Origin of the sequence: Sediminispirochaeta bajacaliforniensis DSM 16054 (genome assembly GCF_000378205.1) — a bacterium.
In the GTDB taxonomy this organism is placed as follows: Bacteria; Spirochaetota; Spirochaetia; order DSM-16054; family Sediminispirochaetaceae; genus Sediminispirochaeta; species Sediminispirochaeta bajacaliforniensis.
This window is the reverse complement of sequence record NZ_KB899409.1, coordinates 88,974-114,634: the sequence shown is the minus strand read 5'-3', so window position 1 is coordinate 114,634 and position 25,661 is coordinate 88,974. Positions and strand designations below refer to the sequence as shown.

General features: G+C 53.2%; 21 protein-coding genes. 12 read left to right on the top strand and 9 right to left on the bottom strand.

Going from position 1 to position 25,661, the window contains the following annotated elements; genetic code table 11:
• Positions 1-22: 22 nt before the first annotated feature.
• From F459_RS0104970 to F459_RS0104960, 3 genes are read right to left on the bottom strand one after another with little or no spacing between them, the layout of a single operon-like run.
• Positions 23-622 carry a MarC family protein gene (locus F459_RS0104970; protein ID WP_020611633.1) on the bottom strand — a complete coding sequence of 200 codons (600 nt, stop codon included), beginning with the start codon at positions 620-622 and terminating at the stop codon, positions 23-25.
• Between the two features lie 6 nt (positions 623-628).
• Complete coding sequence (locus F459_RS0104965; RefSeq protein WP_020611632.1) at positions 629-2,395, bottom strand: HD domain-containing phosphohydrolase; 1,767 nt, start codon at positions 2,393-2,395, stop codon at positions 629-631.
• A gap of 7 nt (positions 2,396-2,402) precedes the next feature.
• On the bottom strand, positions 2,403-3,410 hold the full coding sequence (locus F459_RS0104960) for a Gfo/Idh/MocA family protein (RefSeq protein ID WP_026294904.1): 1,008 nt from the start codon (positions 3,408-3,410) through the stop codon (positions 2,403-2,405).
• Positions 3,411-3,714: 304 nt separating this feature from the next.
• Here F459_RS0104960 and F459_RS0104950 point away from each other — a divergent pair, with 304 nt between their 5' ends.
• From F459_RS0104950 to F459_RS0104915, 8 genes are read left to right on the top strand one after another with little or no spacing between them, the layout of a single operon-like run.
• Positions 3,715-5,304: a bifunctional aspartate carbamoyltransferase catalytic subunit/aspartate carbamoyltransferase regulatory subunit gene (locus F459_RS0104950; RefSeq protein WP_020611629.1), complete on the top strand. Its 1,590-nt coding sequence runs from the start codon at positions 3,715-3,717 to the stop codon at positions 5,302-5,304.
• The gene (locus F459_RS0104945; protein WP_020611628.1) at positions 5,301-5,996 is read left to right on the top strand and encodes an orotate phosphoribosyltransferase; all 696 of its coding nucleotides are present in this window, start codon (positions 5,301-5,303) and stop codon (positions 5,994-5,996) included. The genes F459_RS0104950 and F459_RS0104945 overlap by 4 nt, the downstream gene beginning before the upstream one ends.
• A gap of 2 nt (positions 5,997-5,998) precedes the next feature.
• Entirely contained in the window at positions 5,999-6,892 is an 894-nt protein-coding gene (gene pyrF / locus F459_RS0104940) for an orotidine-5'-phosphate decarboxylase (RefSeq protein ID WP_020611627.1), read from the top strand.
• On the top strand, positions 6,882-8,675 hold the full coding sequence (locus tag F459_RS0104935; RefSeq protein ID WP_020611626.1) for a hypothetical protein: 1,794 nt from the start codon (positions 6,882-6,884) through the stop codon (positions 8,673-8,675). Before pyrF ends, F459_RS0104935 begins: the two co-directional genes overlap by 11 nt.
• Positions 8,665-9,777, top strand: coding sequence for an amidohydrolase family protein (locus F459_RS0104930; RefSeq protein ID WP_020611625.1), 1,113 nt, complete (start codon positions 8,665-8,667; stop codon positions 9,775-9,777). Before F459_RS0104935 ends, F459_RS0104930 begins: the two co-directional genes overlap by 11 nt.
• Before the next feature lie 26 nt (positions 9,778-9,803).
• Complete coding sequence (locus tag F459_RS0104925) at positions 9,804-11,171, top strand: MATE family efflux transporter (protein WP_020611624.1); 1,368 nt, start codon at positions 9,804-9,806, stop codon at positions 11,169-11,171.
• A gap of 52 nt (positions 11,172-11,223) precedes the next feature.
• Complete coding sequence (locus F459_RS0104920) at positions 11,224-12,393, top strand: ribose-phosphate diphosphokinase (RefSeq protein ID WP_020611623.1); 1,170 nt, start codon at positions 11,224-11,226, stop codon at positions 12,391-12,393.
• Between the two features lie 11 nt (positions 12,394-12,404).
• Positions 12,405-13,814, top strand: a complete 1,410-nt coding sequence (locus F459_RS0104915) for a glycosyltransferase family 4 protein (protein WP_020611622.1) — start codon at positions 12,405-12,407, stop codon at positions 13,812-13,814.
• 20 nt (positions 13,815-13,834) lie between these two features.
• On the opposite strand, the gene F459_RS0104910 is transcribed toward F459_RS0104915, so the two are convergent.
• Positions 13,835-14,632 (bottom strand): nitrilase-related carbon-nitrogen hydrolase, encoded by a 798-nt coding sequence (locus F459_RS0104910; RefSeq protein WP_020611621.1) that lies wholly within the window; start codon positions 14,630-14,632, stop codon positions 13,835-13,837.
• The gene (locus F459_RS0104905; RefSeq protein ID WP_020611620.1) at positions 14,632-15,813 is read right to left on the bottom strand and encodes an iron-containing alcohol dehydrogenase; all 1,182 of its coding nucleotides are present in this window, start codon (positions 15,811-15,813) and stop codon (positions 14,632-14,634) included. Before F459_RS0104905 ends, F459_RS0104910 begins: the two co-directional genes overlap by 1 nt.
• A 152-nt stretch (positions 15,814-15,965) precedes the next feature.
• Here F459_RS0104905 and trpB point away from each other — a divergent pair, with 152 nt between their 5' ends.
• Entirely contained in the window at positions 15,966-17,177 is a 1,212-nt protein-coding gene (gene trpB / locus F459_RS0104900; protein WP_020611619.1) for a tryptophan synthase subunit beta, read from the top strand.
• A 5-nt stretch (positions 17,178-17,182) separates the two neighbouring features.
• Here trpB and F459_RS0104895 read toward each other — a convergent pair whose 3' ends face one another.
• From F459_RS0104895 to F459_RS0104885, 3 genes are read right to left on the bottom strand one after another with little or no spacing between them, the layout of a single operon-like run.
• On the bottom strand, positions 17,183-17,944 hold the full coding sequence (locus F459_RS0104895) for a hypothetical protein (RefSeq protein ID WP_020611618.1): 762 nt from the start codon (positions 17,942-17,944) through the stop codon (positions 17,183-17,185).
• A gap of 21 nt (positions 17,945-17,965) precedes the next feature.
• Positions 17,966-19,021, bottom strand: coding sequence for a chorismate synthase (aroC, locus tag F459_RS0104890; protein WP_020611617.1), 1,056 nt, complete (start codon positions 19,019-19,021; stop codon positions 17,966-17,968).
• A gap of 3 nt (positions 19,022-19,024) precedes the next feature.
• Positions 19,025-19,615 (bottom strand): shikimate kinase, encoded by a 591-nt coding sequence (locus F459_RS0104885; RefSeq protein WP_026294903.1) that lies wholly within the window; start codon positions 19,613-19,615, stop codon positions 19,025-19,027.
• A 47-nt stretch (positions 19,616-19,662) separates the two neighbouring features.
• Here F459_RS0104885 and F459_RS0104880 point away from each other — a divergent pair, with 47 nt between their 5' ends.
• Positions 19,663-21,063, top strand: a complete 1,401-nt coding sequence (locus tag F459_RS0104880) for a class II fumarate hydratase (protein ID WP_026294902.1) — start codon at positions 19,663-19,665, stop codon at positions 21,061-21,063.
• Here F459_RS0104880 and F459_RS0104875 read toward each other — a convergent pair.
• Entirely contained in the window at positions 21,060-23,144 is a 2,085-nt protein-coding gene (locus F459_RS0104875; RefSeq protein ID WP_020611614.1) for an EAL domain-containing protein, read from the bottom strand. The two genes, F459_RS0104880 and F459_RS0104875, sit on opposite strands and share 4 nt — an antisense overlap.
• A 120-nt stretch (positions 23,145-23,264) precedes the next feature.
• Between F459_RS0104875 and F459_RS0104870 the strand changes: the two genes are divergently transcribed.
• On the top strand, positions 23,265-24,515 hold the full coding sequence (locus F459_RS0104870; RefSeq protein WP_020611613.1) for a M18 family aminopeptidase: 1,251 nt from the start codon (positions 23,265-23,267) through the stop codon (positions 24,513-24,515).
• 2 nt (positions 24,516-24,517) lie between these two features.
• Positions 24,518-25,660 carry a deoxyguanosinetriphosphate triphosphohydrolase family protein gene (locus F459_RS0104865; protein WP_026294901.1) on the top strand — a complete coding sequence of 381 codons (1,143 nt, stop codon included), beginning with the start codon at positions 24,518-24,520 and terminating at the stop codon, positions 25,658-25,660.
• The last annotated feature ends 1 nt before the right edge of the window (position 25,661 follow it).

Here is a 25,661-nt window from a genome sequence, read left to right as displayed (position 1 = left end):
TTCTTGCTTGGCCAATAGCGCGTCACAGCGAGGAAACGAACGAGGCAATTCCGCTGAGGAGCATCTGTATTGCCATGGTGGTGAGAATCATTCCCATCAGCCGCTCGATCGCCTTAATTGCACGGGGTCCGAGAAGTTTGCTCAAGGTTTCGGCACTGATGAGGATAAGTGCACTGAGACTCCAGGCTATGAGAAGGGCGAGAAGCCAGAGAAGTATTTTCTCCGGTGCCTGAGTGGAAAAAAGGATGACCATTGCCATCGCGGAAGGGCCGGCGACCAGGGGGACCGCAAGAGGCACAACAATAGGTTCACTTTCCGGCTGCTGCCTGTCTCCTCCGCCGCCTGTTGGAAAGATCATTTTCACCGCAATGAGAAACAGAATCGTTCCTCCCGATATGCTTAAGGCCGGTTCGGTGATCTGCATTCCCTCAAGAATATATTTTCCAAAGAAGAGAAAGAGCATAAGAATGACGAGGGCGATAAGCATTTCACGAATGATAATCTTTTTTCTTCGTCGCTGGGGAACCGAGGCGAGGACCGAAAGAAATGTTGCAATGTTTCCGAAGGGGTCCATGATGAGGAATAGTGTTGCGGCGGCTCCATAGAGGGTAAGAGGACTCATAGTTTGTCACACCTCTTTGTGGGTTTCGTAGAAAGCGAGTATCTCGGGCAGTGTGGTCTCGAAGGCCTCCACCACCACCGGATCAAAATGACTACCCTTGCCGTTTCGTATAATTTCTAGGGATTTTTCCACAGAAAAGGGTTCTTTATACGAACGCCTGCTTGTCAATGCATCGAATACATCGGCAATGGCGGTAATTCTTCCCGCAAGGGGAATGGATTCCCCCCTCAATCCGTCGGGATAGCCGCTGCCGTCCCATTTTTCATGATGACTTTTGATGATGTCGATGGCGGTTCGCAGCAGTGAATGTTCCATCGTCTTCCGCAAGCCTCTGTCCATCGACCAAATCACCTCTTCCCCTATGGTGACATGACTTTCCATGATGCTTCGTTCTGCAGGGTTGAGAGGTCCCGGCTTTAACAGAATGGAGTCGGGGATACCTATCTTACCGATATCGTGGAGGGGGGCAAACCAGAGTATTTCCCGAATGAACCTGGGAGATAGTGAGTATACTCCTGAATTAAGAAGCTGGCGGGCGGTAAGATAGCTGTAGCGGGCCATTCGAAGAATATGGAGACTCGTTTCGTTATCTTTTTTTTCCGTCAGCTTTACAAAGGCTGTGGCGGATTCGGCTATGACCTGCTGAAGGACAAAGGTGTAGTAAAGGTTCTGCTTTATGGTATAGGCGATTCTTCTTGCATGATATGCGTGGTTTTTACGGTATGCATCTTTCATCCTGCTCGAGATAAAAAAGAAGCCGACGCATCGATTTTCGAAAAACAGCGGGACTGTTATGCTCGATCTGATTCCCTCTTCGATAATATTCCTGGTCGCTATCGATGCATGTACTGTCTCGTAGTGGGATTCAAGATCGTTAATGATCCTCGGTTCCTTCTGTGCAATGACCCTGGACAGGGTGGTGTTGTTTATGTGCTCCGTAAACCCAGGTTCGAGTACGACTTTTTCCATGGAACTGATGGCCGCCTCTGCAATGACGATTCCCTGGGTGTCGAGAAAGGCAACCGAAATGCGATCGCATGGAATTTTGTTCCCCATTAGCTCCTTTACCATGGGAAGAAGCGCTTCGATGTTTGTCTGTAGCTCCATCTCCCGCAGTGTTCGATCCTGATCGATCTGTTCGGTGAAACGCCTGACCGCCTCATTTAAGCGCCGTCCCTCTTCCCATTTCGGGGGGATGAGTTCAAGTCGATCCTGCTCGTAGTTGAGAACCTGTTGCATAGATTCCAGACCTCTGCCGATTTGTCCGTAGAAGTAGTGTGTCGCGCTCCTGAGGCTCAGGGTTACCACAAGGAGAATGACGATAGCCGCCAGGTTGAGAATGATATCAAAGGCTGCGATGGAGATGACCCACTTCCTGTTTTGATAAAAGCGGGTGGACAGGTTTCGTGCAACAGAACCCACCACATCGACGGCTTGATCAAAAGTGATGCTCCCCTCTTTCAGCTTCGCCACAAGATCATGTAGATCCTCTGTCGGCTCGGCCCTTCCCCTTGTAATCGCCGGGGTTTCGAAAAGGGCGGCCAGACGCTCCTCAAGGCGGTCGAAGCTTCGCTGATCCGGCGGCATGAGTCTGATATGGTGTAATTCAGTGATTACTCCGTTGATCTTATTCAGAGCCGCCCGGTAGTCGGTACTCATTGTCTCAAATCTTACGGCGGTAACCGAAAAAAGGATGACCAGCACTAGGATGAAGAGCAATAAAAAAAGCAAAAGGTAAAGGCGGCGTGTCGTCAAACTTGAAAGTGTTTTCATATGTAGACTATACGCTCTCCCATTTCCCTTGTTCGGCTGCCCTGAAAAGGGCCAATATGACGGCGGTGTTATGCCTGCTGTTTTCCAGAGGCACAGGTACCTCTCCTCCTGTTCTGATTGCTTCGGAGAAGGCCTCCAGTTCGAGGGTGTACTGATCTACAGCGTCGAAGGAGATCGTCTGTGGTTGTTTATTCGCTTTCGTGCCGGAGAGTAGGATATTGGCCTTTTCCTTGGGAGAAGGATTGAAAGGCATGGGAATCTCAAGCGTTCCCTTTGTTCCGAAGAAGCGAATATGCTGATAACTGTTTGTCTGCGTACCGCAGATGAAAGAGAATTGTCCGGAAGGGAATTTCAGTATCGCAGATGCAAGTCGATCAATACCGAATTGGGGGTCGCTTTCCACGACCGCACAGACCGATTCCGGCTCTTCTCCAAAGAAGAGACGGCTGGTGAAAACCGGATACACACCGATGTCCCACAAACCTCCTCCTCCCTTGTTGTACATGTTTCTGACATTTTGAGGATTATCGTTGTAATAGGTAAAACTTCCCTGTCCTCCGGTCAGCGTTCCTATGGCTCCCTCTTTTTTCAATGTTACGGCAGCCTCCCACTGGGGATGGCTTTTTACCATGAAGGCCTCACCAATCTTCATTCCTGTTTTGTCTCTGGTTCTGATCATCGCATCGATCTCCTCCAGAGAAAGGGCGATGGGTTTTTCACACAATACGTGCTTGCCTGCCTCCATTGCCGCGATCGCCCATTGTGCATGGAGATGATTTGGCAAGGGAATGTAGAGTGCATCGATGTTGGGATCCTTCAGCAGCGCTTCATAGGTTCCGTAGTATTTCTTTATGCCGAGGGATTCGGCCGCTTCCTGCGCCTTTTCCTCCGATCTGCTGGCAATGGCTGTTATTTCAAGCTGTCTGGATTTCTGGGCCGCGGGAATAACGCTTTTCCGTGCGATATTTGCGGCACCGAGGACTCCCCATCTGATTTTTTCGTTGATTGTTTTCATAGGTAAATTATAACCAATCTCTCCGATCATGCAAGCTTCTCTCCGATTTTGTGGAGACAACGCCGTATAGGATTGGCATAGGATAATGAAGTGGGCTATGAAAGGGCTTGCAAAAAAATGTGTTTCTCGGGTATACTCCTCCTAATATGGGTCAAGCAAGGATAATGCGGAGTATAGGCAACGTAAAGCATCCGGTGGGAAACGGGATGCATCTTCCGTCCTGTTTTTCCGATGAATTTTTTATGATTAATCAACCGGCCGTTGTGCCGGTTTTTTTTTGCCCCAATGTTATTAAGGAGGAAGGATGAATACCAATACGTTTCAGGGGAGGACCCTGGCAGTTATCAGGGACTTCAGTCAGGAAGAACGGCTTTATCTTTTTTCGCATACTAGAAGATTGAAGCAGGCACTTTTAGAGGGCGACAGGAAAACCGTCGATGAGTATCGCATCGACGACGGCGACTTCGGTATCTACGAGGTATTTCTGGAGGACAGTACCCGGACAAAGGAGTCGTTCAAAAATGCGGCCCAGTTTCATGGAGTCAAACTCAACAGCCTCGATGTCGGACACAGCTCCATCAATAAAAAAGAGAGCTATGCCGATACCTTCAATACCCTTTGCGGCTATGATAATAAGATCTTTATTGTCCGCAGTACCCTGGAAGGGGTCTGTCGATGGCTTGAAGAAAACGGAAAGGAGTTTGCCCGCCGAAACGGGCTTTCCGTGCCCCCTGCCTTCATCAATGCCGGAGACGGTAAGCACGAGCATCCGACCCAGGAGCTGCTCGATGAGTTCAGCTTCCTTGAACAGCTTGATTGGGACGAATCCAGGCTGCATATTGCCCTTGTGGGAGATTTGTATCACGGCAGAACGGTCCATTCGAAGGTCGACGGGTTAAGGCTCTTTGGTTCGGTTTCGGTTGATCTGATTGCACCGAAGGAACTTGCCATGCCCGAATACTATGTTAGGAAAATGGAAGAGAACGATTTCGCTATCCGCACATTTCCTTCCATCGAAGAGTATCTTTCCCAAGCGAATACGGCACCGATCTGGTATTTTACCCGCCCTCAGCTGGAACGAATGGGCGACGATATTCTGAAACGGCAGGATGAACTCCGCAGCAAGATCGTTTTTCGAAGGGACTTCCTTTCGAAAATCGCTGACGGAACGAAATTTTATCATCCCCTTCCCCGGCACAAAGAGCACCCGACCATTCCCACCTTTCTTGACGATACCGAGCTCAACGGCTGGGAGAACCAGTCGATCAACGGGAAATTGATCCGTATCGTACTGCTCTCTCTCATCGCCGGAAAAATCGGAGATGATTTTGTTCCCAAGTCAAAAAGGGCTTTTGCTTCGGTCGATGATGAGCCCTTCCTTCAGGAGGTCCCCGTTGCCCAGGATGGGCCGCCGAAGCAGTATGCCGAGGGGGTAAATCCGATCTCCGACGGTATCGTGATCGATCATATTTGCCGGGGGGACAGCGAGCAGGAGATCAGAGAGCACATGGCACGAATCATCGGGGTTCTCAAGCTCTACGGAAAGGGCGGCGAGTGGGTAACCAGCAGCCGCATCGCCCCCGGTACCATGAAAGGGATCATTTTTCGTCCCGGTTTCTCGGGCTTTGACGGGAAACAGATGAAGCAACTTGCGGCTATCGCACCGGGAAGCACCCTCAACATCATCCATGAAAGCAGGGTTGTGAAAAAGCTGCGGCTGCATATGCCGCCGAGAATATACAATTTCGACACCATCAGTTGTAGTAATACGGCATGTATCAGCCACCCCTCGAACGGCGAGTCGGTCCCTGCTGAGTTCTTCCGGGTTGCAGGAGATATTTTCGTATGCAAATATTGCGAGAAACCACACACCTTCAAGGAGATCTGGAAATGAACAGTAGGCATAGAGCACATGAATATGCGGTTGCTCTCGCAGAGGCAAGCCTTACCATCGGGGCAATCCGCCTGAGCCCGGAGAATCCCTTTCTTTGGGCCTCCGGCTATCATATGCCGATCTATAATGATAACCGAATGCTGCTTTCTTCCTGGGAATCCCGAAACCTGGTGGCATCTGCCTTTCGTCTCATGCTCGAAGAGGAAGAAAACGTCGACATCATCGCCGGTACCGCTACAGCAGGGATACCCCATGCAACTACGTTGGCGGACCAGCTCAAGCTTCCTCTGGTTTATGTCCGTTCTTCGTCCAAGGGCCATGGCATGGGCAATCGCATAGAAGGGGTTGCTTCTCCGGAAGAACTCGCTGCCAAGCGTCTGGTTTTGGTGGAAGACCTTATATCCACCGGCGGCAGCAGTATTGCCGCCCTCAACGCCCTGCGGGAATGCGGGGCGGACGTTCCCCTTTGCCTCGCCATCTTTTCGTACGGCCTGGATAAGGCGGCCGATGCCTTCTCGACCTTAGATCCGGCATGCCGCTGTCATCCCATTCTTGATTACAACACTCTCATAGAGGTGGCCCGCCGCCGCGGCGATATCGATTCGGAAGAAGAGAAGCAGCTTCGCAGCTGGAGAAGCGATCCCTTTGGATGGGGAGAAAAAAACGGTTTCCCGCCGAAAAAAGGAGAGTGAAGATGTATATAGAGTCATTGCGTACAAGCGCGCAGAAACAGGGCAATATCGTCTGTCTCGGGTTGGATCCGCTGCCCGAGCATTTCCCCTTTGAAGAGCTGCCTCCTGCCCAACGGGTGATGAAGACCTTCGAAACCCTTTTTGACCGTATGATCACCCTTTCTCTCTATCCCGCTGCCTTTAAGCCGAATATCGGTTATTATCATCGGCTGGATCGGCCCCGTGAGGGCGATTTCTCGGGAAGTCAGGCCCTTGTACAGGTGTTGACGATGATCGAGGAAGCCTTTCCCGGTGTTCCCGTCATCCTCGATGCGAAGCGGGGAGACATTGCAAGCAGCAGTGCGAACTATGCCCAGGAGGCCTTTGCCTGCTGGGAGGCAGATGCTGTGACAGTAGCCCCCTACATGGGCAGTGATTCCACCGCTCCCTTTGCCTCCTGGTGCGAAAAGGGAAAGGGGGTCTATATCCTGAATCGTACCAGTAATCCCGGTGGCGCGGAGCTTCAGAACTTGGAACTTCGTGACGATGCGGGAGAGGTTGCGCCGCTCTACATGACGGTAGCCCGGGCCATAACCGAAAGCGCCGCTCGTTTTCCCGGTTGCGGGGCGGTTGTCGGGGCTACCAATCCCCAGGAGCTTGCCCAACTCGCCGCTTTTTACGCATCGAAGCAGGTTCCTCTCCTTATTCCCGGTGTCGGCGGTCAGGGGGGTAGTGCCGGGGTGACGGTCCGCACGCTTTCGCAAAGCGGCTATCCCATCGATCTTGCACGCATCAACTCTTCCAGCGGCATCACTCATCCCTGGGTGAAACGGAAGCTTGCCCCTCCCCCGGATTGGGATAGGCTATCCACCGATGCCCTTGCCCGGCTCATCGAGGAGAGCTGCCGTGAGTTCTGAGAAAAATCGCTTCGGACTTTCCTGGCCGAAGGATGCTGGCAGCAGGCGGGATATGCTTCGAAGTCGTCTTGGTTGCGAAGGTGGGTTATTCGGTGGTTTTGCCACGGTAAGCGGCATCCTCTCAACCCGCCCCGAGATGATTCGGGAACTCGATCGCCGTATCCCCGGTTTGGTGATGATTACCACCAAGAGCTACCAGCTTGCCCCGAATCCGGGGAACCGGGAGCCTGTCATCGTCGAGGCCTCTGCAGGCTCTTTTGGAAATGCCGTCGGTCTACGTAATCCCGGGATGGGAAAGGCTGTCGAAGAACTGATTCGCCTCAGAAGTTCCTGGAAGATGCGTGCGCTTCTGAACGTAAGCCTTTCCGGCAGCAGTCCGGAGGAGTTCGTTCGACTTGCCGAGGGCTTTTCCCCTGTTGCGGACACCCTTGAATTAAACTTTTCCTGCCCCCATGCTGCGCCTGGCTACGGTATGAGCATCGGAGTCGAGCCTGAGCTTGTGGCGCGTTACGTCAGGGCAATCCGTGAGGTGACGGACCTTCCGCTTCTCCCAAAGCTTACGCCCAACACCGAAGATATCGGGGCTGTGGCTGAAGCGGCAATGAGGGCGGGGGCCGACGGCCTTGTTGCGGTCAACACCTTCGGACCCGAGCTATACATCGAAAAACATTCCGGTAAGCCGATACTGATGAACATCCACGGAGGAAAGGGCGGGAAGTCCGGACGTTGGATTCACCACGAGGCCGTGGAAAAGGTCAGGAGCATCAGAGAGCAGATCGGGACAGATCCCCTTATCATCGGTATGGGGGGGGTCGAAGATGCGAAAGGTGTGACCGCCATGCGGGAGGCCGGGGCAAATGTCGTCGGCATCGGTAGTGCCTTTGCCATGGTGAGGCCTGAAGACTGGGAGGGATGGTTCGAGGAACTTGCCCTTTCGGAAGAATCCGAAAAAGCTGTACGCCCGGCCGTTCCAAGGATAAAAAGGCCTCAGATGGTCTACCGGCCCTATCGAATCAGCTCGGCGCGGTCGGGGATCGGGGGCTTGCGTCGGATCACCCTCGACGGGAGGGTTCCCTTTGAGGCCGGGCAGTTTGTGTTCCTCTGGATTCCAGGAGTAGGGGAGAAGCCCTTTTCCGTTGCCCTTTCCGATCCTCTCACCTTTTTGGTTCGTGAGCGGGGCGAGATGACCCGTGCCCTCTGTGCCCTGGAAGCGGGGGATACCCTGTACATGCGGGGAATGTACGGCAGCGGTGCAAAGCTTCCTGTTACCCGGCGGGCCTGGATCCTTGCCGGAGGCACGGGACTTGCCGTGGTCCCCACCCTCGCCTCCGCCCTAGTCGGCAGAGGAAGCGAGCTTTCGATTTTCATGGCCCTTTCCGATCGGGAAGCGGCGGCAGGGACGAAGAGTGAAGCCGACACCCTCTTTTCCAAAGAGCTTTCCGCCTTGGGCTCATACCAGGTGGTTCAGGACGATGGAGTGATCGGCAGGGCTGTCAAGGTCTTTGCCGGCGAGCTTGCTGCAGAGGGAGCGGCGGAGGAGGGTGCTCTTTATGTTATAGGCCCGGCTCCCTTCATGGAGGCCGCCGCAGCCGCTGGCCGGGCCGCCGGGATTCCTTCGGATCGAATCAGCCTCAGCATAGAGACACCCACCCGTTGCGGTGTGGGGCTCTGTGGCGAATGTGTCTGTGCCGGAAAGCTCACCTGCAGAGAGGGCACCTTTTTCACCCTTGCCGAACTTGAGGCGCGGGGCGTAAAGCCGGGAGATTTTTCCGATGATCATTGATCCGCATGTTCACCTTCGCGATTGGGAACAGATAGACAAGGAAAGCCTGTACCACGGCATGGAGAGTGCCATGCTCTGCGGAGTCTGTGCCCTTTTCGATATGCCCAATTGTCAGCCGCCTTTAATCGACGAGTATCATGTGCGCAGGCGACTTTCCGATGCCGCAGGGGCCGCTGCCGCTCTCTCTGCACGTGCAAAAAAGGCTGCCCCCTTTTATGCCCTTTACGGGGGGCTTACTTCTGACGGAGACCAGGTTGCCGAGATGGTGGCCCTCTGGCGGGAACTTTTTCCCCGAGTCATCGGTATGAAGCTTTTCGCCGGTCGCTCGACCGGCTCTTTGGCCGTTGTTGAAAAAGAACGGCAAGAAGCGATTTGGGAACGTCTTGCCCGGGAATCATACAAGGGCCTTGTAGCGGTCCATTGCGAAAAGGAGGGGCTCTTTTCCCCTGATCTTTGGGACCCTGCGAAGCCTTCCACCCACTCCCTTGCCCGTCCTGAGGAGGCGGAAGCTGCTTCGGTTGCCGATCAGATAGCATCCGCGCGACTGGCCGGCTTTTCCGGAACACTTCACATTTGCCACATCTCCTCTCCTGACGCCCTTCGCCTTGTTGAGGAAGCGAGAAGGGCCTCGGCCGACGGCGAGCTTTCCTTTCGCATCACGTGTGGGGCGACCCCTCACCATCTGCTTTTGGACAGCTCCCTGGTTCCTGAAGGAGAGGATGGCCTGCTTTTTAAGGTCAATCCTCCCTTACGTTCTCCCGAGAGCAGGAGCGTGCTTTGGGATGCTCTTGTGAGCGGACGGATCGATTGGATCGAGAGCGATCATGCGCCCCACCGTATCGATGATAAGCGGAAGGGCTTTGCTTCCGGACTTCCCTCTTTGGTCGCCTGGCCTCTCCTCATAAGGGAGATGAGGCGAGTCGGTATGTCAGAGGAGAAGATCGAGATGCTCACCGCAGGGAATGCTATCCGCTCTTTCGGCCTCGAGTCCGGGGAGTTGCCCGACTATCCGAAGGAAGGCGATGGGGCTGTCGATGCGGCCGTTCAGGCCCTTTGCGGACGCTATGAGGCAAATGGTTGGAGTAGATACTTGACCTTCTGATCTACTCCGGTGCAAAGTGGGCGGATATGGACAGATCAAAAATGATGGGCACGGGGAGTATACCTCGCCTGTTGCTCAGCTTCTCACTGCCAGCCATCGCCGGCATGATGGTACAGGCTACCTATAACATCGTAGACAGAATCTACATCGGAAACGGGATCGGCCCCATGGGAATTGCCGGTGCTACCGTGGGTTTTCCCGTTATGCTCGTAATTATGGCTTTTGGTATGTTGATCGGAATCGGCGGAGCGTCGGCACTCTCTATCGCCCTGGGGGAAGATGACCGGGATTTTGCCCGTAGGATACTGGGAAACTCCTTTACACTGCTGATCATTGTCTCTCTTTTGCTCATGGCCCTCGGGTTGATCTTTCTTGATCCCATGCTGAAGCTTTTCGGAGCCAGTGAACAATCGCTTCCCTATGCCAGAGATTATCTGAGCGTTATCCTGCTCGGTGTTCTGGTTAATCAGATCGGATTCGGTCTCAATAACTTTATTCGAGGCGAAGGAAATCCTCGGGCGGCCATGATCACTATGCTGATTGGGGCGGGAATCAACATCATCCTTGATCCTGTTTTTATCTTTGTGCTCGATATGGGGATTCGCGGAGCAGCCATAGCAACGGTTATCAGTCAGCTTGTCAGCAGTATCTGGGTCCTCAGCTACTTCTTCGGCCCGAAAAGTGTTCTTTCCATCTCTCTTGCAGGGATGCGTCTGGACAGAACCACCGTGCTGCGGATATGCGGACTCGGCAGTGCCCCCTTTGTTATGCAGCTGACATCCAGCGTCTTGAATATGATTCTCAACAACCAGCTGCAACGATACGGTGGTGATCTTGCGATCAGCAGCATGGGGATCATCTATTCCATCCTGATGTTCATCATGATGCCCATTTTCGGTCTGAACCAGGGATCTCAACCTTTGATCGGCTACAACTACGGGGCACGTTCCTTTGCCCGCGTGCGGCAGACCATTTGGCTTGCCATCTTCGCAGCCACGGCGATTACAAGCCTCGGTTTCTGCCTTGCCCAGCTTTTCCCTTCTAAGCTGATCGCTTTTTTTGCTCCGGGAAACGGAGATCTTCTTGCCATGGCCGTTCCTGCCATGAGAAAATTCTTTCTGATGTTACCCATCGTTGGATTTCAGGTGGTCTCCTCCAACTACTTCCAGGCCACCGGTCAGCCTCAGAAGGCTATGATTCTTTCCATGAGCCGTCAGGTGCTTTTCCTCATTCCGCTTATTGTTTTTTTGCCCTCGCTTCTCGGATTGAACGGAATTTGGTTTGCGCCCCCTATTTCCGATTTCCTTGCCGCGATGGTCACCGGATTTTTCTTTTTGCGTGATCTTGCACTGTTAAAAAAAGAACCGCTTTTCACCGAGGCGCAAAACGGGTAGAATAGCGTGCGACCGGACTTTACGATTCTGACCAGAAGGGGAGGGGCGTGTAATGCAAAATGTGGTGATTGTTGGAACCGTGGCCGACAATCCTGTTGTGGAAGATGTAGCCCATCATCTCCAGCAGCACGAGGATTACTCCGATCTTATTAGTCTGAAAAGCTTTGTAAACACCGAATTTTGTCCCCGTTTCATCATCTCCGACAGATCCAACGACCAGCCCGGCAGGCAGCTTGAAGGGAAGGCCGTTGTGATCATCAGCACCAATTACGGGAGCAGCAGCCGGGATGAACTTGCGATGCGTACGCTCCTTATTGCAAGGGCTGCCCGGGACAACGGGGCCGATAAGGTGATTCTTCTCGAACCCGATCTGTTTTACAGCGCTCAGGACAGGGGGCCGAGACGCGAGCACGGTTATACCGCCTTCGTGAGAAACGAAGAAGATTATCAAAAATTCGACGGCCAGCCCTTTTCCGCCCGCCTCTATGCCGATCTGCTCAAGGCGGCGGGGATCGATGAAATCGTGACCGTGCACAACCATTCTGTTTCCGTTCAGGCTATTTTCATGGACCGTTTTGAGGGACGTTTTCATAATCTTCTTCCCGATGATCTCTATGCGGACTATCTCAGCGATTCCGACGTCGTTTCACAGAAGGGCATGGTACTCTGCGCCCCCGACAAGGGTGCACTTAATTTTGTACGACGTGTAAAAGAGTCCGTCGGAAGAGATGATGTCCCCCTGGTCTTTCTTGACAAATGTCGCAAAGACGAACGTTGTGTCGAGATCGATCTGTCACCCGAGTCAGAGATCGCGCTTTCCGATCTTGCCGGACGGGATATCGTCATCATCGACGACATGGTCAGAACGGGAAATACCATCATCGAGGCGTGCCGCCTTCTCAAGAGTGCCAATCCCAATCGGATTGTTTTTTTCGTAACCCACTTCTATTCCAGCCGAGAGTGCAGAAGCAACCTCAACGATTCCGTTCTCGACGAGATCGTTACCACCAGCACCATCCCCGAGATTTTGAATCGGGATGTGCAGGGGCGTTTGCGCCATAAAATGGTTGTTCTCCAGCTTTCCCGGTGGATAAGTAACTACCTTCTGCGAATCATTCAGCCCGATTCGACTCCTCTTCCGCCTCCCTTCTACAACGAGGACATGTCCAGTAAGAACCCCCGTTGGAAGGGGCACATGGGCCCACTTTTTTCAGTACGATAGGATAATACTCTATGGCAAAACAGGTACCCGACACCTTTCGTGTGGCAATCATTTGTGGAAAACTGGGCGATGTTGACGGCGTTTCCCTCGAAGTAGACAAGTGGATCGATGTCCTTCTCGCCCAGGGGCATGAGCTCTATACCTTTGCGGGATTCTACCCGAAACCCCTCTCTTCGATCCCCGAAGAGAGGCAGTTTGTGGTTTCCGATCTCCGTTTCGGCAGTGAGGACCAACTCGAGTATGAGAATTGGTTTTTTCCCCATCTTCGCAGCGGTCCGTTTCGGCTTTCCGACGACCGTAAGGAACGTCTGCTTGAGAAGCTCGAGGATCAGGGAACTAGGCTGGCGAACGAGCTTTTCGGTATGATCCAGCGCTATGGTATCGATGTGATCATCGCACAGAATACAAATGCCATGCCGATGGCACTGCTTGCGGGTATGGCGGTATACAAGCTTTCTACGGAGCGGCGGGTCGCCACTATCTTTCATCACCACGATTTCTGGTGGGAGCGAAGTCGTTTCAGCCACAATCATATCGAAGAACTCCTTGGCATGATCATGCCTCCCGCCGAACCGGGCCTCGAGCATGTAGTGCTTTCAAGTTATGCCGAACATATTCTGCGCTCCTTTAAGCGGGTTCACCCCCGGGTGATTCCCAACTGCGAGGATTTCGAGCATCCGCCGAAAAGGGATGATTACAACAGCCGTTTTCGTGCCGAACTTGGTTTTTCCGATGATGATATCCTCATTATCCAGCCGACGCGAATCGTCAGAAGAAAGCGGATCGAGGACTCGGTGGAATTAGTTGGGCGCTTCCTGCTCCGCTATCCGGAACTGGCCTCCAGAGTTCGTTTTGTCATCAGCCTTTATCAGGGAGATGAACCCGATCAGGACTACATCGGCCAGATTCGTTCCATGTGCAAGGAGCGGAAGATTGATTTGCGGCTTATCAGCGACAGGGTCACCGCTCAGCGGGGGAATGATGAAAAGGGGCGGATGATGTTTACAAACCGGGATGTGTTGGTCAATGCCGATCTGGTCACCTACCTCCCCATCTGGGAAGGGTTCGGTAACGCGCTTCTGGAAGCAGTTGCTGCAAAGGTCCCGATTGTAACGACAACCTACCTGGTCTATAAAACCGATATAAAAATTGCCGGTTTCGATAATATCGAAATACGTGATGTCTACGACGAAGAAAACCGCCTCATCATCCCGGATTCGGCGGTAGAAGAGATGCATCGGCTTCTGCAGGATGGCGAACGAAGAGAGCGAATGGTTGAGCACAACTTTGAGGTAGGTGCCCGTGAGTTCGGGCTTGCGACCCTCCGGCGTCTTCTCAGGGAAACCTTTGACGACTACGGCGATGAGATTCGTGCAAGCCGAAAAAGGATCGAGAAGAGCCGAAGGGAATATCCGGTATAGCCAAGCAGCGGGATCTTCCTTTACAAGCTGTAGAAGGCAGGGCGACGGTCTTCAAAGAGGTCGTTCAACGCCGTTACCGCCTTGTCTTTTGCCTTCCGGGGATCGATATCGGCATAGATGATCTCGTCTGCTCCCTGTTCGTTTCCCTTTGCGACCGCAAGAAGCGAACCGTCGCAGGAGACGATCTGGCTTGCACCGGTATAGGAAAGCTCTCCCGCCGCTCCCTTCTCTTGCCCTGTCCTGTTTGCCAAAAGCCAGAAAACCCTATTCTCCAGCGCCCTGACACGGCTTGTAAGCTGGCCGTACTCCGGCAGCACCAGGTTGGAGGGGTGGCAGATAATCTGTGCTCCCTTTAGGGCGAGAGTCCGTGCCGCTTCGGGGAACATATGGTCGAAACAGATCAGAAGCCCGATTTTTACCCCGTCGACGTCGATCAGGGGGAAGGGGGCCTCGCCGGGCCGAAAGAACTCCTTCTCTTTATAAAAGAGGTGGACCTTGCGGTAGCTTCCCTCAAGACCCTGTGGACCAACCATAATGGCGCTGTTGTAGAGTTTCCCGCCGGAAGCCTCGGGAATACCGACGACATATCGGGCGCCGGTTTTTTTTGCAAGAGATGTGAGAGTCTCCGCAGTTTTTCCATCTGCCTCTTCGGCAAGAGAGAGCAGTTGTTGTTTTGATGAAAAGTTATAACCGCTGACGGCGAGCTCGGGCAGCACCACAAGCTCCGCATCGATGGACGCTAAAAGCTCGACCATCCGTTTGCGGTTTTCTTCCGCCTCTCCAAGACGGGGTTCAAACTGGCAGACGGCCACCTTCATCAGCGGTAGGCCTTTTCGTAGATCGCAATGACCTCCTGCTCGCTCAGCGGGGCCCTGTCCATTTCAAAGAGTCCTCCCATGGTGTTGCGGGCATTTTGTGCATACGCAGGGATCTGGGCCTTCTCAAGGCCGTAATCGGACATCTTCAGTTCATCGACTCCACATGCCCTCTGGAGCTTTTCCAGGGCCGTGACCATCAACATGGGGCGATCGGCCTCCGGTACCGCGGAGGTCTCCTCTCCCATGGCCGCGGCAAGCTCTGCAAGCCTCTGGGGGACTACCGATGCAAAGTGGGTGAAATAGGCCTTGCTGAGCATGATAAGCCCTGCCCCATGGGGAAGTTTCGGCTTAAAGGCGCTTAGCGCATGCTCCATGCTGTGTTCCGAGGTACAGCTTGAGGTGGACTCCACCATCCCCGAGAGGGTATTGGCCAGGGCAACCTGACTTCTTGCCTCGATGTCGTTTCCGTCCGCAACGGCCCTGGGGAGATATCTGCTAATCAGCCGAACGCTTTCAAGGGCGTAGAGGTCGCTGATAGGCGTGGCGATATTGGCGATATACCCCTCTGCTGCGTGAAAGAAGGCATCGAAGCCCTGGTAGGCGGTTAGTTTCGGCGGGACCGAAAGCATAAGCTCGGGATCGACGATCGAGAGGGTGGGGAATGTGTCGGGGGTGCCGAAACCGATTTTTTCGTTTTTATCCTGGTTGGTGATAACGGTCCAGGGATCTGCCTCGGTACCGGTGCCTGCGGTGGTCGTTATCGCAACAATGGGCAGCACTGCTTCAGTAACCGGCTTTCCCTTACCGCTGCCGCCGTTGATGTAGTCCCAGTAGTCTCCAGGATTATTCACCATGACGGCGATACTCTTTGCCGAATCGATGCTGCTCCCTCCCCCCAGACCAAGGACGAAGTCGCAACCCTCTTGTCTTGCCAGCGCCGCTCCCTCCATGACGTGGGAAAGAATCGGGTTGGGCAGAATTTTATCGAAGATAACCGAATCGATTCCCTGCTTTTTCAGGAGAGCCACCGTCCTGTCGAGGTAGCCGTGACGCCTCATTGAACCGCCGGCCGAAACAACGATAAGCGCCTTTTTTCCCGGCAATTTTTCACGTCCGAGGCTTTCGAGGGATCCCGAACCGAACTGAATTTGCGTAGGAATATAGGTGGAAAACTGTTCCATAGGTACCATCCTTATCACTATTGATAGTTTAATAATACTAGTGTTATAGAGATGCGGCAAATATCTCTCTATGTTTCTCTTGACAGAAACGTATTTGCCTTCTACCATACTTCTATCTTAAGGCCATGCACCACATCGCGAAGGAGAAAAACATGCGCGACTATTTCAAGCAACAGCCCGATGCAAAGGGTTTTTTTGGTTCCTACGGGGGAAGTTTTATTCCCGAAGCATTACAAAAAGAGATGGACAAAATCACCGATGCCTACTATTCAATCAGCAAAAGCCATCACTTCATTTCCGAGCTTCGCAGTATTCGCAAGCACTTTCAGGGGCGTCCTACTCCGGTCTATTACGCCAGGACCCTTTCCGACGAATTGGGGGGGCGGATTTATTTAAAGCGGGAAGATCTCAACCATACCGGGGCCCATAAGCTGAACCACTGTATGGGTGAGGCCCTTCTTGCCAAATACATGGGAAAGAAAAAGCTGATTGCCGAGACCGGTGCTGGACAACATGGTGTCGCTCTTGCAACCGCCGCCGCTTATTTCGGACTCGAGTGCGAGATTCATATGGGTGAGGTTGATATTCGGAAAGAGCATCCCAACGTCATCCGCATGAAGCTTCTTGGGGCAAATGTCGTTCCTGTTAGCTCCGGATTGAAGACCCTAAAGGAGGCGGTTGATTCGGCTTTTTCTGCCTATCTTGAGGACCCTGTCAATTCAATCTATTGTATCGGGTCGGTGGTCGGTCCCCATCCCTTTCCCATGATGGTTCGCGATTTTCAGCGGGTTGTGGGAATTGAGGCAAAAGAACAGTTTTTCGAGATGACCGGCGAGATGCCGGACAATGTTGTGGCCTGTGTAGGAGGTGGAAGTAACGCCATGGGCATTTTCACGGCTTTCCTCGACGAAGAGGATACCACCCTCTACGGTGTTGAGCCTTCCGGCCGTTCCCTGCAGAAGGGGGAGCATGCCGCAACCATGTGCTATGGAAAGCCCGGACTCATACACGGTTTCAAGTGCTATCTTCTGCAGAATGATGAAGGGGAGCCTGATCCCGTCTATTCGATCGCCAGCGGTCTCGATTATCCAGGGGTGGGGCCTGAGCATTCGGCCTTGAAAGATGCAGGGAAGGTGGTATACGAGACTGCCAGCGATAAGGAGGCCCTTGCAGCCTTTTATACACTCAGCCGCAAGGAGGGGATCATTCCCGCTCTGGAAAGTGCCCATGCCGTTGCCTTTGCCATGAAGCTTGCCAGACAGGAGCCTCGCAAATCCATCCTGGTCAACCTTTCGGGACGAGGGGATAAGGACATCGACTTTATCGTGGAAAACTACGGAACAGGGCCTGAGGTAGAGGCGTAATTCCCCTACAGCCTATAGCGTATGCCCGCCAGGATGTAATGAAACATTCCAAAGGTGTATACTTCCCCGCCGCCGTCGGAGCCCCCTTCGAGTATCCTATAACCAAGGCGTAATTCGATATCGGGTTCCGGACGGTAGAGGAGGGCGGCCATGAAATCTTCTGCGCGCCCCTGGGGTGCCGCAAGGCCGTCGCCGGAGATGACAAAGCTGTAGCGTTCGGCAATGTTCCATCGGGCATCGAGATGAATAAGCGGGACAAAACCGAGATTTTTGCGAATTTCCTCGTCGCTTTCGCTCTTCAACTCGATTGAAGCGTCCCGTATTTTTCCGGTGATCCCGGCTTCAAAGCGAAAGCGGCGCTCATCAATGAGAGCATAGCTCCAGGTCAGACGGTAGGAGTTGAAAATATAGGTTCCTTCGAGGTTCGTTCCTGCAGGAAATAGCGTATCCCGGAAGGTAATGTCTTTATTCACACTTCCGTTGCTGGTGATACGCAAGGGAGCATAAAGAAAGGAAACACTATGGCGGCCGAAGTCGGCGCCGAGGCGGAGGCGGAAGAACCAAACAGCATCGGGATCAAGATCATCTGCCAGGGAGAATCGGGTACCCGTATCGGAGGGGATCTGCACATCGTTGTAGCCGGTAAAGGCCCCACCACTTTCCAGGTCTATCCAGAACGGACCGGACCAGAGGCGGCCGGCCATGAGCGTAAACAGGATCAATACCAAAAGTTTTTTGCAGCGTTTTTGCCTTCCGCGCTTATCCATGAAACTCTCCTCATATGATTCTTACCCTATAGTCTTGTCTGCGGCCAGTAAAAAATCAACAAGGGTAAGGGCTGCCATGGCTTCTACCACCGGAACGATCCTGGGGCAGATGCAGGGATCGTGGCGACCCCTTACCTCGATGATCTGTTCTCTGCCGTCGGAGTCGATGGTTTTTTGTGGTAAAGAGATGCTTGGGGTAGGCTTTACCGCCAGACGGAAGATGATGGGCTCTCCCGTCGATATGCCGCCGAGAATTCCGCCTGCATTGTTGCTTAAGAAGCCCTTCCCGTCCATTTCATCGTTGTCCGCTTTCCCGGCCATGCGTGCCGCCGCAAAACCGACACCGAATTCTATTCCCTTTACTGCCCCGATGGAGATCACCGCTCCGGCGAGCCGTGCATCCAACTTATCGAATACCGGATCGCCGATACCGGCAGGTACTCCGCTTATGGTACACTCCACAATACCCCCTGCGCTGTTGCCTTTTTCTGCAAGAGCGGTTACGGCTGTCAACATCTTTTCGGCGGCAGTAGGATCACACGCCCTCATCGGGTTTTTTTCTACGACGGAAGGATCGCAGGTTTCACACCTAATGCCTGCGGCCTCAAGGGTCCATGCCTGGACCCTGATACCCCGGGCTTCAAGAAGCAGCCGGGCAAGTGCTCCTGCGGCAACCCTGGCTGCAGTTTCTCTTCCGGAACTCCTGCCGCCGCCTCTATGGTCCCTGATGCCATATTTCTTGTCGTAGCCGAAATCCGCATGTCCAGGCCTGTAGATGTCCCGGTACTGATCGTAGTCTCCGCTTTTTTGATTTCTGTTGGCGATGAACATGGCAATGGGGGTGCCGGTACTCTTCCCCTTAAAGACCCCGCTGAGGATCTCCACCTGGTCATTCTCTTTTCTTGGGGTGGTCACCTGAGACTGGCCCGGTTTTCGCCGGTCGAGTTGAAACTGGATTGCGGCCGGGGCGATCTCTATGCCCGGAGGCATTCCGTCGACCACGACGCCGATTCCCTTTCCGTGCGACTCCCCGAAGCTTGTAATACGAAAACGAGTTCCGAAGCTGTTTCCCGCCATTGTCTACTCCTTTTTACCAGAAAGGAAGGTATCCACCCCCCTGATGATAATCTGACTGTTTTCCTTTCTCGAACGATCTTCCAGGTCAAAAACGAGATCGGCATACCTGCAATAGACCTTCTCCCTCCTGAGGCAGAGGAGATGGAAGCGTTCCCGTGCCCCCTCGATTCCTCCCTCACCCTCAAGGAAGGGAGGCAGGCCCCCTGCCACGATCCTGGCAAAAAGGAGTTCTTCGGGAAGCCTTAGATGAATGATGAGAAAAGATCTTCCACCCGTATCGTGAAACCCCGCAAGAACTCCGTCGTTGTCGGCAATTCCTCCCCCGGTAGAGACAACCATTGCCCGTTCGTCTTGTTTCAAAGCCCTGGCGGCCTCAGCCTCCAAAGCCATGAAGCATTGTTTCCCCTCATTACGGTAGAGTTGCCGAATCGAGGATTCCTTGCCTCCCGCCGCCCAATATCGTTTCATAACCAATCGGTCAAGATCGGTAAAGGGAAGGGTAAGATGTTTTGCAAGGGCCTCGCCGTGACAGCTCTTCCCGCTATGCTTCATTCCCGTTATAAGAATCGATGGTAGCTCTTTACCTGATTGCATGGCAAAGAGTATTCTATGGGCGATTCAAAGTGTCAATGGGAGCATTCATGGCGAGCAAAAAAGGGTTTCGTATCGAAAAAGATTCAATGGGAGAGATGCTTGTACCCGAGCATGTCTACTGGGGGGCCCAAACTGCACGGGCCGTTAAAAATTTCACCGTCAGCAGTCGACGGATCCCCGAAGGGCTTCGGCTCGCCCTCGGCTGGATAAAGGAGGGGGCCGCAGTTGCCCATGGTGAGCTCGGGACCTTTCCCGAATCGGTCTGTGATGCCGTAGAAGAGGCTGCCCGTGAGTTGCGTCGCGGTAAGTTTGGCGATCAGTTTCCCATCGATCTCTATCAAACCGGAAGCGGGACCAGTTGGAATATGAATGCCAATGAGGTGGTTGCCGCCAGGGCCAATGAGCTGCTTGGCTTCCCTCTCGGTTCCAGAGGGCCTGTCCACCCCAACGATACGGTTAACCGCGGGCAGTCGAGTAACGATGTCATTCCCGCTGCAATTCAGATTGCATCCAGGCTCTCAGCCAAGGGCCTTGCTCGGGATCTTCGTTATCTGACGGAAGCGGTGGAGAAAAAGGCAGAGGAGAGCAGGGACGTTATCAAACTTGGGCGTACCCACCTCCAGGATGCCGTTCCCATGACCGGTTTTCAGGAGCTTTCGGCCTGGGCCGATCAACTGCATCAGGCCCTGCGACGCCTGAAGGCCCTTTTTCCCGTTCTCGAGCGCATCCCTCTCGGCGGGACCGCGATCGGCACGGGACTAAACAGCAGCCGCAGCTTTGCCGATCTTACGGCTGCTCATATCGCCGAGGGAACGGGATGTCCCTTTGTTGCCATGGATCGCAGCTTTTCCGCAATAGCCGCCAGGGATGCCAGTCTTGAATACGGGGATGTCCTCAACGCCCTGGCGGTGATCATAATGAAGATCGCCCAGGACCTCAGACTCCTTTCCAGCGGCCCCCGGGCAGGTCTTGCGGAGATCAGGCTCCCAGAGCTTCAGCCCGGCAGCAGCATCATGCCGGGAAAGGTGAACCCCGTTATTCCCGAAATGGCCGTACAGGTGGCCGCCTCGGTCATGGGCAAGCACGTAAGCCTTACCATTGCCTGTCAGAACAGTCCCCTTCAACTCAATATCATGATGCCCCTTATCGCCGGCGAGCTGCTTGATTCCGCCGAAATGCTGAGTCGGCTCTGCCGCGCCCTTGCCAATAGGTGCATCTCCGGTATGAGCTACGATCGACAGCGCTGCCGAGATTTGATCGAAGGAAGCCTTGCCATGGTTACCCCTCTTGCCCTGAAAATCGGTTATGAAAAGGCTGCCCGGATCGCCAAGGAGGCCTACGCCAGCGGCCGGAACGTCAGAGATGTTGCCCTGGAGCAAAGCGGCCTTGATTCCGAAACCGTACAGCGCCTGCTTGATCCCGAACGGATGTGCGGCGGAGTTGATTAACCGAAAGCGGTCGGGTGCAGCATCTTGATGGGGGTGGGCTTTCCGAAGAAGTAGCCCTGGGCATAGTCGACACCAATCTGCTCAAGTTCCCGCAGTATGCCTTCGTTTCCGACGAATTCGGCGATGGTCTTAATCCTCATCACCTTACCCATGCTGTTGATAGCCTCTACCATGGCCCTGTTTACCGGATCGGTATCCATGTCCTTCACGAACATCCCGTCGATCTTCAAATAATCGACAGGCAGTAGCTTCAGGTAGTTGAATGATGAAAAGCCGCTTCCGAAATCATCCAGGGCAAAGGTCGAGCCGATCTTTTTCAGCTCGTTGATAAAGTGACTTGCAGTTTTCATGTTGCTGATCGCCTCTGTTTCCGTTACCTCGAAGCAGAAGGCGGAGGGGGGAACACCGTATTCCTGGAATTCGTAGACGAGAAAGTCGAGGCTGGTCTCATCTGCAAGAAAAGCACCGGAGAGATTGATGGTAAAGAAAAAAGGATTCCGATCCTGGCCAAGTTCGTCGGAAAGCAATTTGTACGCCTTAAATGCGTTTTGCACTACCCATCGGTCCACGGCAGGCATCAGGTTATAGCGTTCGGCAGCAGGAATAAAATCGGCAGGCATGATGGTGTTTCCTTCCTGGTCGATCATCCTGATCAGGAGTTCACATTTCTTCATTCCCGAGTTTGAGCTGTTGATCGGCTCTATCGGTTGGAAAAAGAGTTGGAAACGGTCCTCCTCAAGGGCCTTTGTCAGCCTGCTGATCCACTGCATCTCGCCGCGTCGCTTTGTAAAGAGGTTCTCCTCTACGTTGTAGACCTTAATCTTGTTGCCCCCGGCGTCCTTTGCAATGTAACATGCATCGTCCGCCGCGGCAAAAACATCGTGGATATCCTGATCGTTGCCGTTTATCATGACGATACCGATGCTTGTGGTGATATTAAAGACGTGTTTGTCCCATATCAGCTTGGTTTCCCGCAGCCGGGATTGAAGCCTCTGGGCGATCTCTGTGGCCTGATTAATGCTTGCCCCCGTAAGCAGGATGCCGAACTCGTCACCCCCAAGGCGGGCCGAGAGATCGCTGGAACGAACCACGCTTTTAATGACCGTGGTGGTTTTTAGAAGCAGTTCATCACCGGCGGTGTGGCCGCAGAGGTCGTTCACTACCTTGAATTGGTCGATGTCGAGAAAAATAAAGGCATTTTCGCTGCCGCTTTCCTTTGCAAGACCAATGGTACGGCGCAGCTGCTCGGAAAATTCGTCTCTATTGATCAATCCTGTGAGGGTATCATGGCTCGCCTGATAGCTGATGGTTTCACTCATTCTCCGCATTTCCGTCGTATCACGGAAGGCGAGAACCTGCCCGTCAAGTTTGTCCTCTCTGTCCCGAATGGCGGCAAGGCTCCCCTCGGTATGGATCGTTGCCCCTGCCCGATTTTTGAGGATACAGTTTTTAAAGACAAAGGGGCTTTCTTCCCCATCGGTAAGCAGGTTCGGAAAGGCAACCGCGGTTTCGTCCGGACCATAGTAGAGCTGAAATACCATACCGAGGGTTCGCTCTGTTGCCTCGTTTTCTTTCCAGCCTGTGATATTTTCCGCGACGGGATTCATAAACTGGATTTTCCCGTCCTTCCCGGTTGCAATGATTCCGTCTTCAATGCTGTGGAGGATGGCGGAGAGCCAATGCTCCTGCCTCTTGAGGGCCTGATCGACATTAAACTTGTACAGCGCAATATCGATGGTTGTGTATAATTCTTTTTCTTTAAAGGGTTTAAGAATATATCCGAAGGGTTCTGCTTCCTTTGCCCTGGAAAGGGTTTTTTCATCGGAGTAGGCGGTAAGAAAGATGACCGGGATACCAAAACGCTCCTTGACAACCTTTGCCGCATCGACTCCGTCGATTCCCCCGGAAAGCATGATATCCATTAAGATAATGTCGGGACGGTGCTCTTCTACTCTCCTCAGAGCCTCGTCCCCGGTTGCCGCAAGAATAGGTTCTGGATAACCAAATCGTTCCAGACGACGCTGGAGATCAAGGGCAATGATCCTCTCATCTTCTACAATCAGTATTTTTTCATTTCGCATGGTGCCGATAACTCCGGTTACACAATTTCAATATCTCCAATACTTCACTCATCATAAATACTTTTCATCGAAAGATCAAACAAATTGACGAATCAAGCCAGGGAAAGCTATAGTGAAGACATGTTTAGTTCCAAATCTTTTTTTCATTATATAAAAAAATCTCCTACGTCTCTGCATGCTGCCGCAGTCTCTGCCGACATCGTTGCCGAGAAGGGGGCCGTTGCTTTACGGCCGGAAGAGCCGTGGAGCCTTGAGGCAGGAAAGATCTATCATCTCCAGAAACGGGGGCTTTTTGCGGCGTTTCGTCCGGGCAAGCTTCCCCCCTGGGAAACGGGTATTGCCCTCTGTGCCGCCCATACCGATAGTCCCTCCCTGAAGCTTAAATTTGAATCGGGCACGAGGACCAGCCCTTTTCTCAGAGTCCCTGTGGAGCTCTACGGAGGCGCCATCGTCTCTTCCTGGCTTGATCGGGAACTCTCCTGCTCCGGACTTGTTGTCTCCGCCGATTCCAATCGTCTTTTCACGACCGATGAACCGGTTGCAATTATTCCGAATCTTGCTATTCATCTGAACCCGAAGGTAAACGACGGTTATGGGTATCAGCTTCAGGATGAGCTTCAAGCTCTCTTCCCGGGGATTCCTTCTCTCCGGGAACTGGTAAGTAACCATTCCGGTTTGCCGGGGGATGATATTCTTGCGGCGGATCTTTTCCTTCACGACCATGTTGCTCCTTCGGAACTCGGTGGAGTGATGGTTTCGGGGAGAATCGATAACCTTGCCTCCTGTTATGCCGCCCTTTCCGCTTTCCTTGATGCTTCGGCCTTGGGAGCCGGTTGGACAATGATTCTCTTTTCCGATGCCGAAGAGGTGGGCAGTACCATAGACTCCGGAGCGGATTCGGCCTTACCCATCAATCTGCTTAGACGGATCGTCGCCGTCTCCGGCGGGGGCGAGGAGGAGTTCCAGCGGACCCTTGCCCGTTCCTTTCTTGTTTCTGCCGACGGAGCGCATGCCGTTCATCCCAATTTTTCCTCGAAACATGATCCTGACTTTGCTCCGAGAATCGGAGGCGGTCCCGTGGTAAAAATGAATGCACTGTACCGTTATGCGACAAATGCCGAGAGTGCCGGTGTCTTCATATCACTTTGCAACGAAGCAGGGGTTTCCTATCAGCGGCTTATCGGTCGTTCGGACATGAAATCGGGAAGTACCGTCGGCTCTATCTTGTCGGCAGCACTTTCCATCAATACCGTGGATGTGGGGATTCCCATGCTGGCAATGCATTCGATTAGAGAGTGCGCGTCCTTCGAGGACCTTGAGGCCCTCTATCGGGTCCTGCTCCTTTTTTTCCGAAAGGCGGAGGGACAATAGAGATGGAACCTACCCCTTATCGTTTTGAGAACAGCTTACCTGATGAGTTGCTCCAGCAGCGGCAACAACCCCGAGTCGAAGATATTCGCGGTCGTTATTTTCGTGACACCACGGCTATTATTCACTGCAACCCATTTCGCCGCTTGAAACACAAGACACAGGTCTTTTTCAGTCCGAAAAACGACCATATCTGTACCCGCATCGAGCATGTCATGCATGTCGCATCCATAGCTGCTGCGGTATGCAGGGGGCTCGACCTCGATGCCGATCTCGCCTGGGCCATTGGTCTTGGCCATGATCTTGGTCATACCCCCTTCGGTCATGTGGGTGAACACATCATGGCCGATATTAGGAAAGATTCAGGGGGCTTTGTACACGAGCTCTACAGCCTGCGGGTTGTCGATCATCTTATCGGCTACGGGAAGGGACTCAACCTTACCTATGCGGTAAGGGACGGTATCGTAAGCCACTGCGGGGAAAAGTTCGAGCAGTCCATCATCCCCGTTCAGGAGATGAAGGACCTTGGAGCCCTTACCGGCCGGAACCACCTCCCCTCGACCTGGGAGGGGGCTGTTGTCCGTATGGCAGATAAGATTGCCTATCTGGGGCGGGATCTGGAAGATGCCCTTCAGCTGAAGATTGTAAAGCGAGAGGATGTACCCGAAGAGGTTGTCGCAAACCTCGGAGCGGAGAACGGCGTTATCATCAATACCCTGGTCAGCGATCTGATCGATACCAGCCGAAAGAGTGGAGCCGTCGCCTTTTCCGATGAAAAATATCATGCGATGAAGGTGCTTACTGAGTTTAACTATCGGAACATCTATCGTAATCCCCTGCTCTCGGATTATCATCGCTATTTCGACCGTATTCTTCGTTCGCTTTACGATTATCTGGAGGAACTATTCGATCGTTACCGTTTTGATGAGGGGCAGTACCGGAGGGAAAAAAATCTGCTTGCGGTACGATTCGGGGATTATGTGTGTAAAATGCGTTCTTTCTACGAAGGGGAGGATGGCGGATTTCGAAATTTGGCCGTCGACTATGTTGCGGGCATGACCGATGACTACGCCTTAGAGTGTATCCAGGAGATTATGCTGCCGCAAAAGATGGAAACTCAGTTCGACCAATTCCTTCTCGGCAATTGAT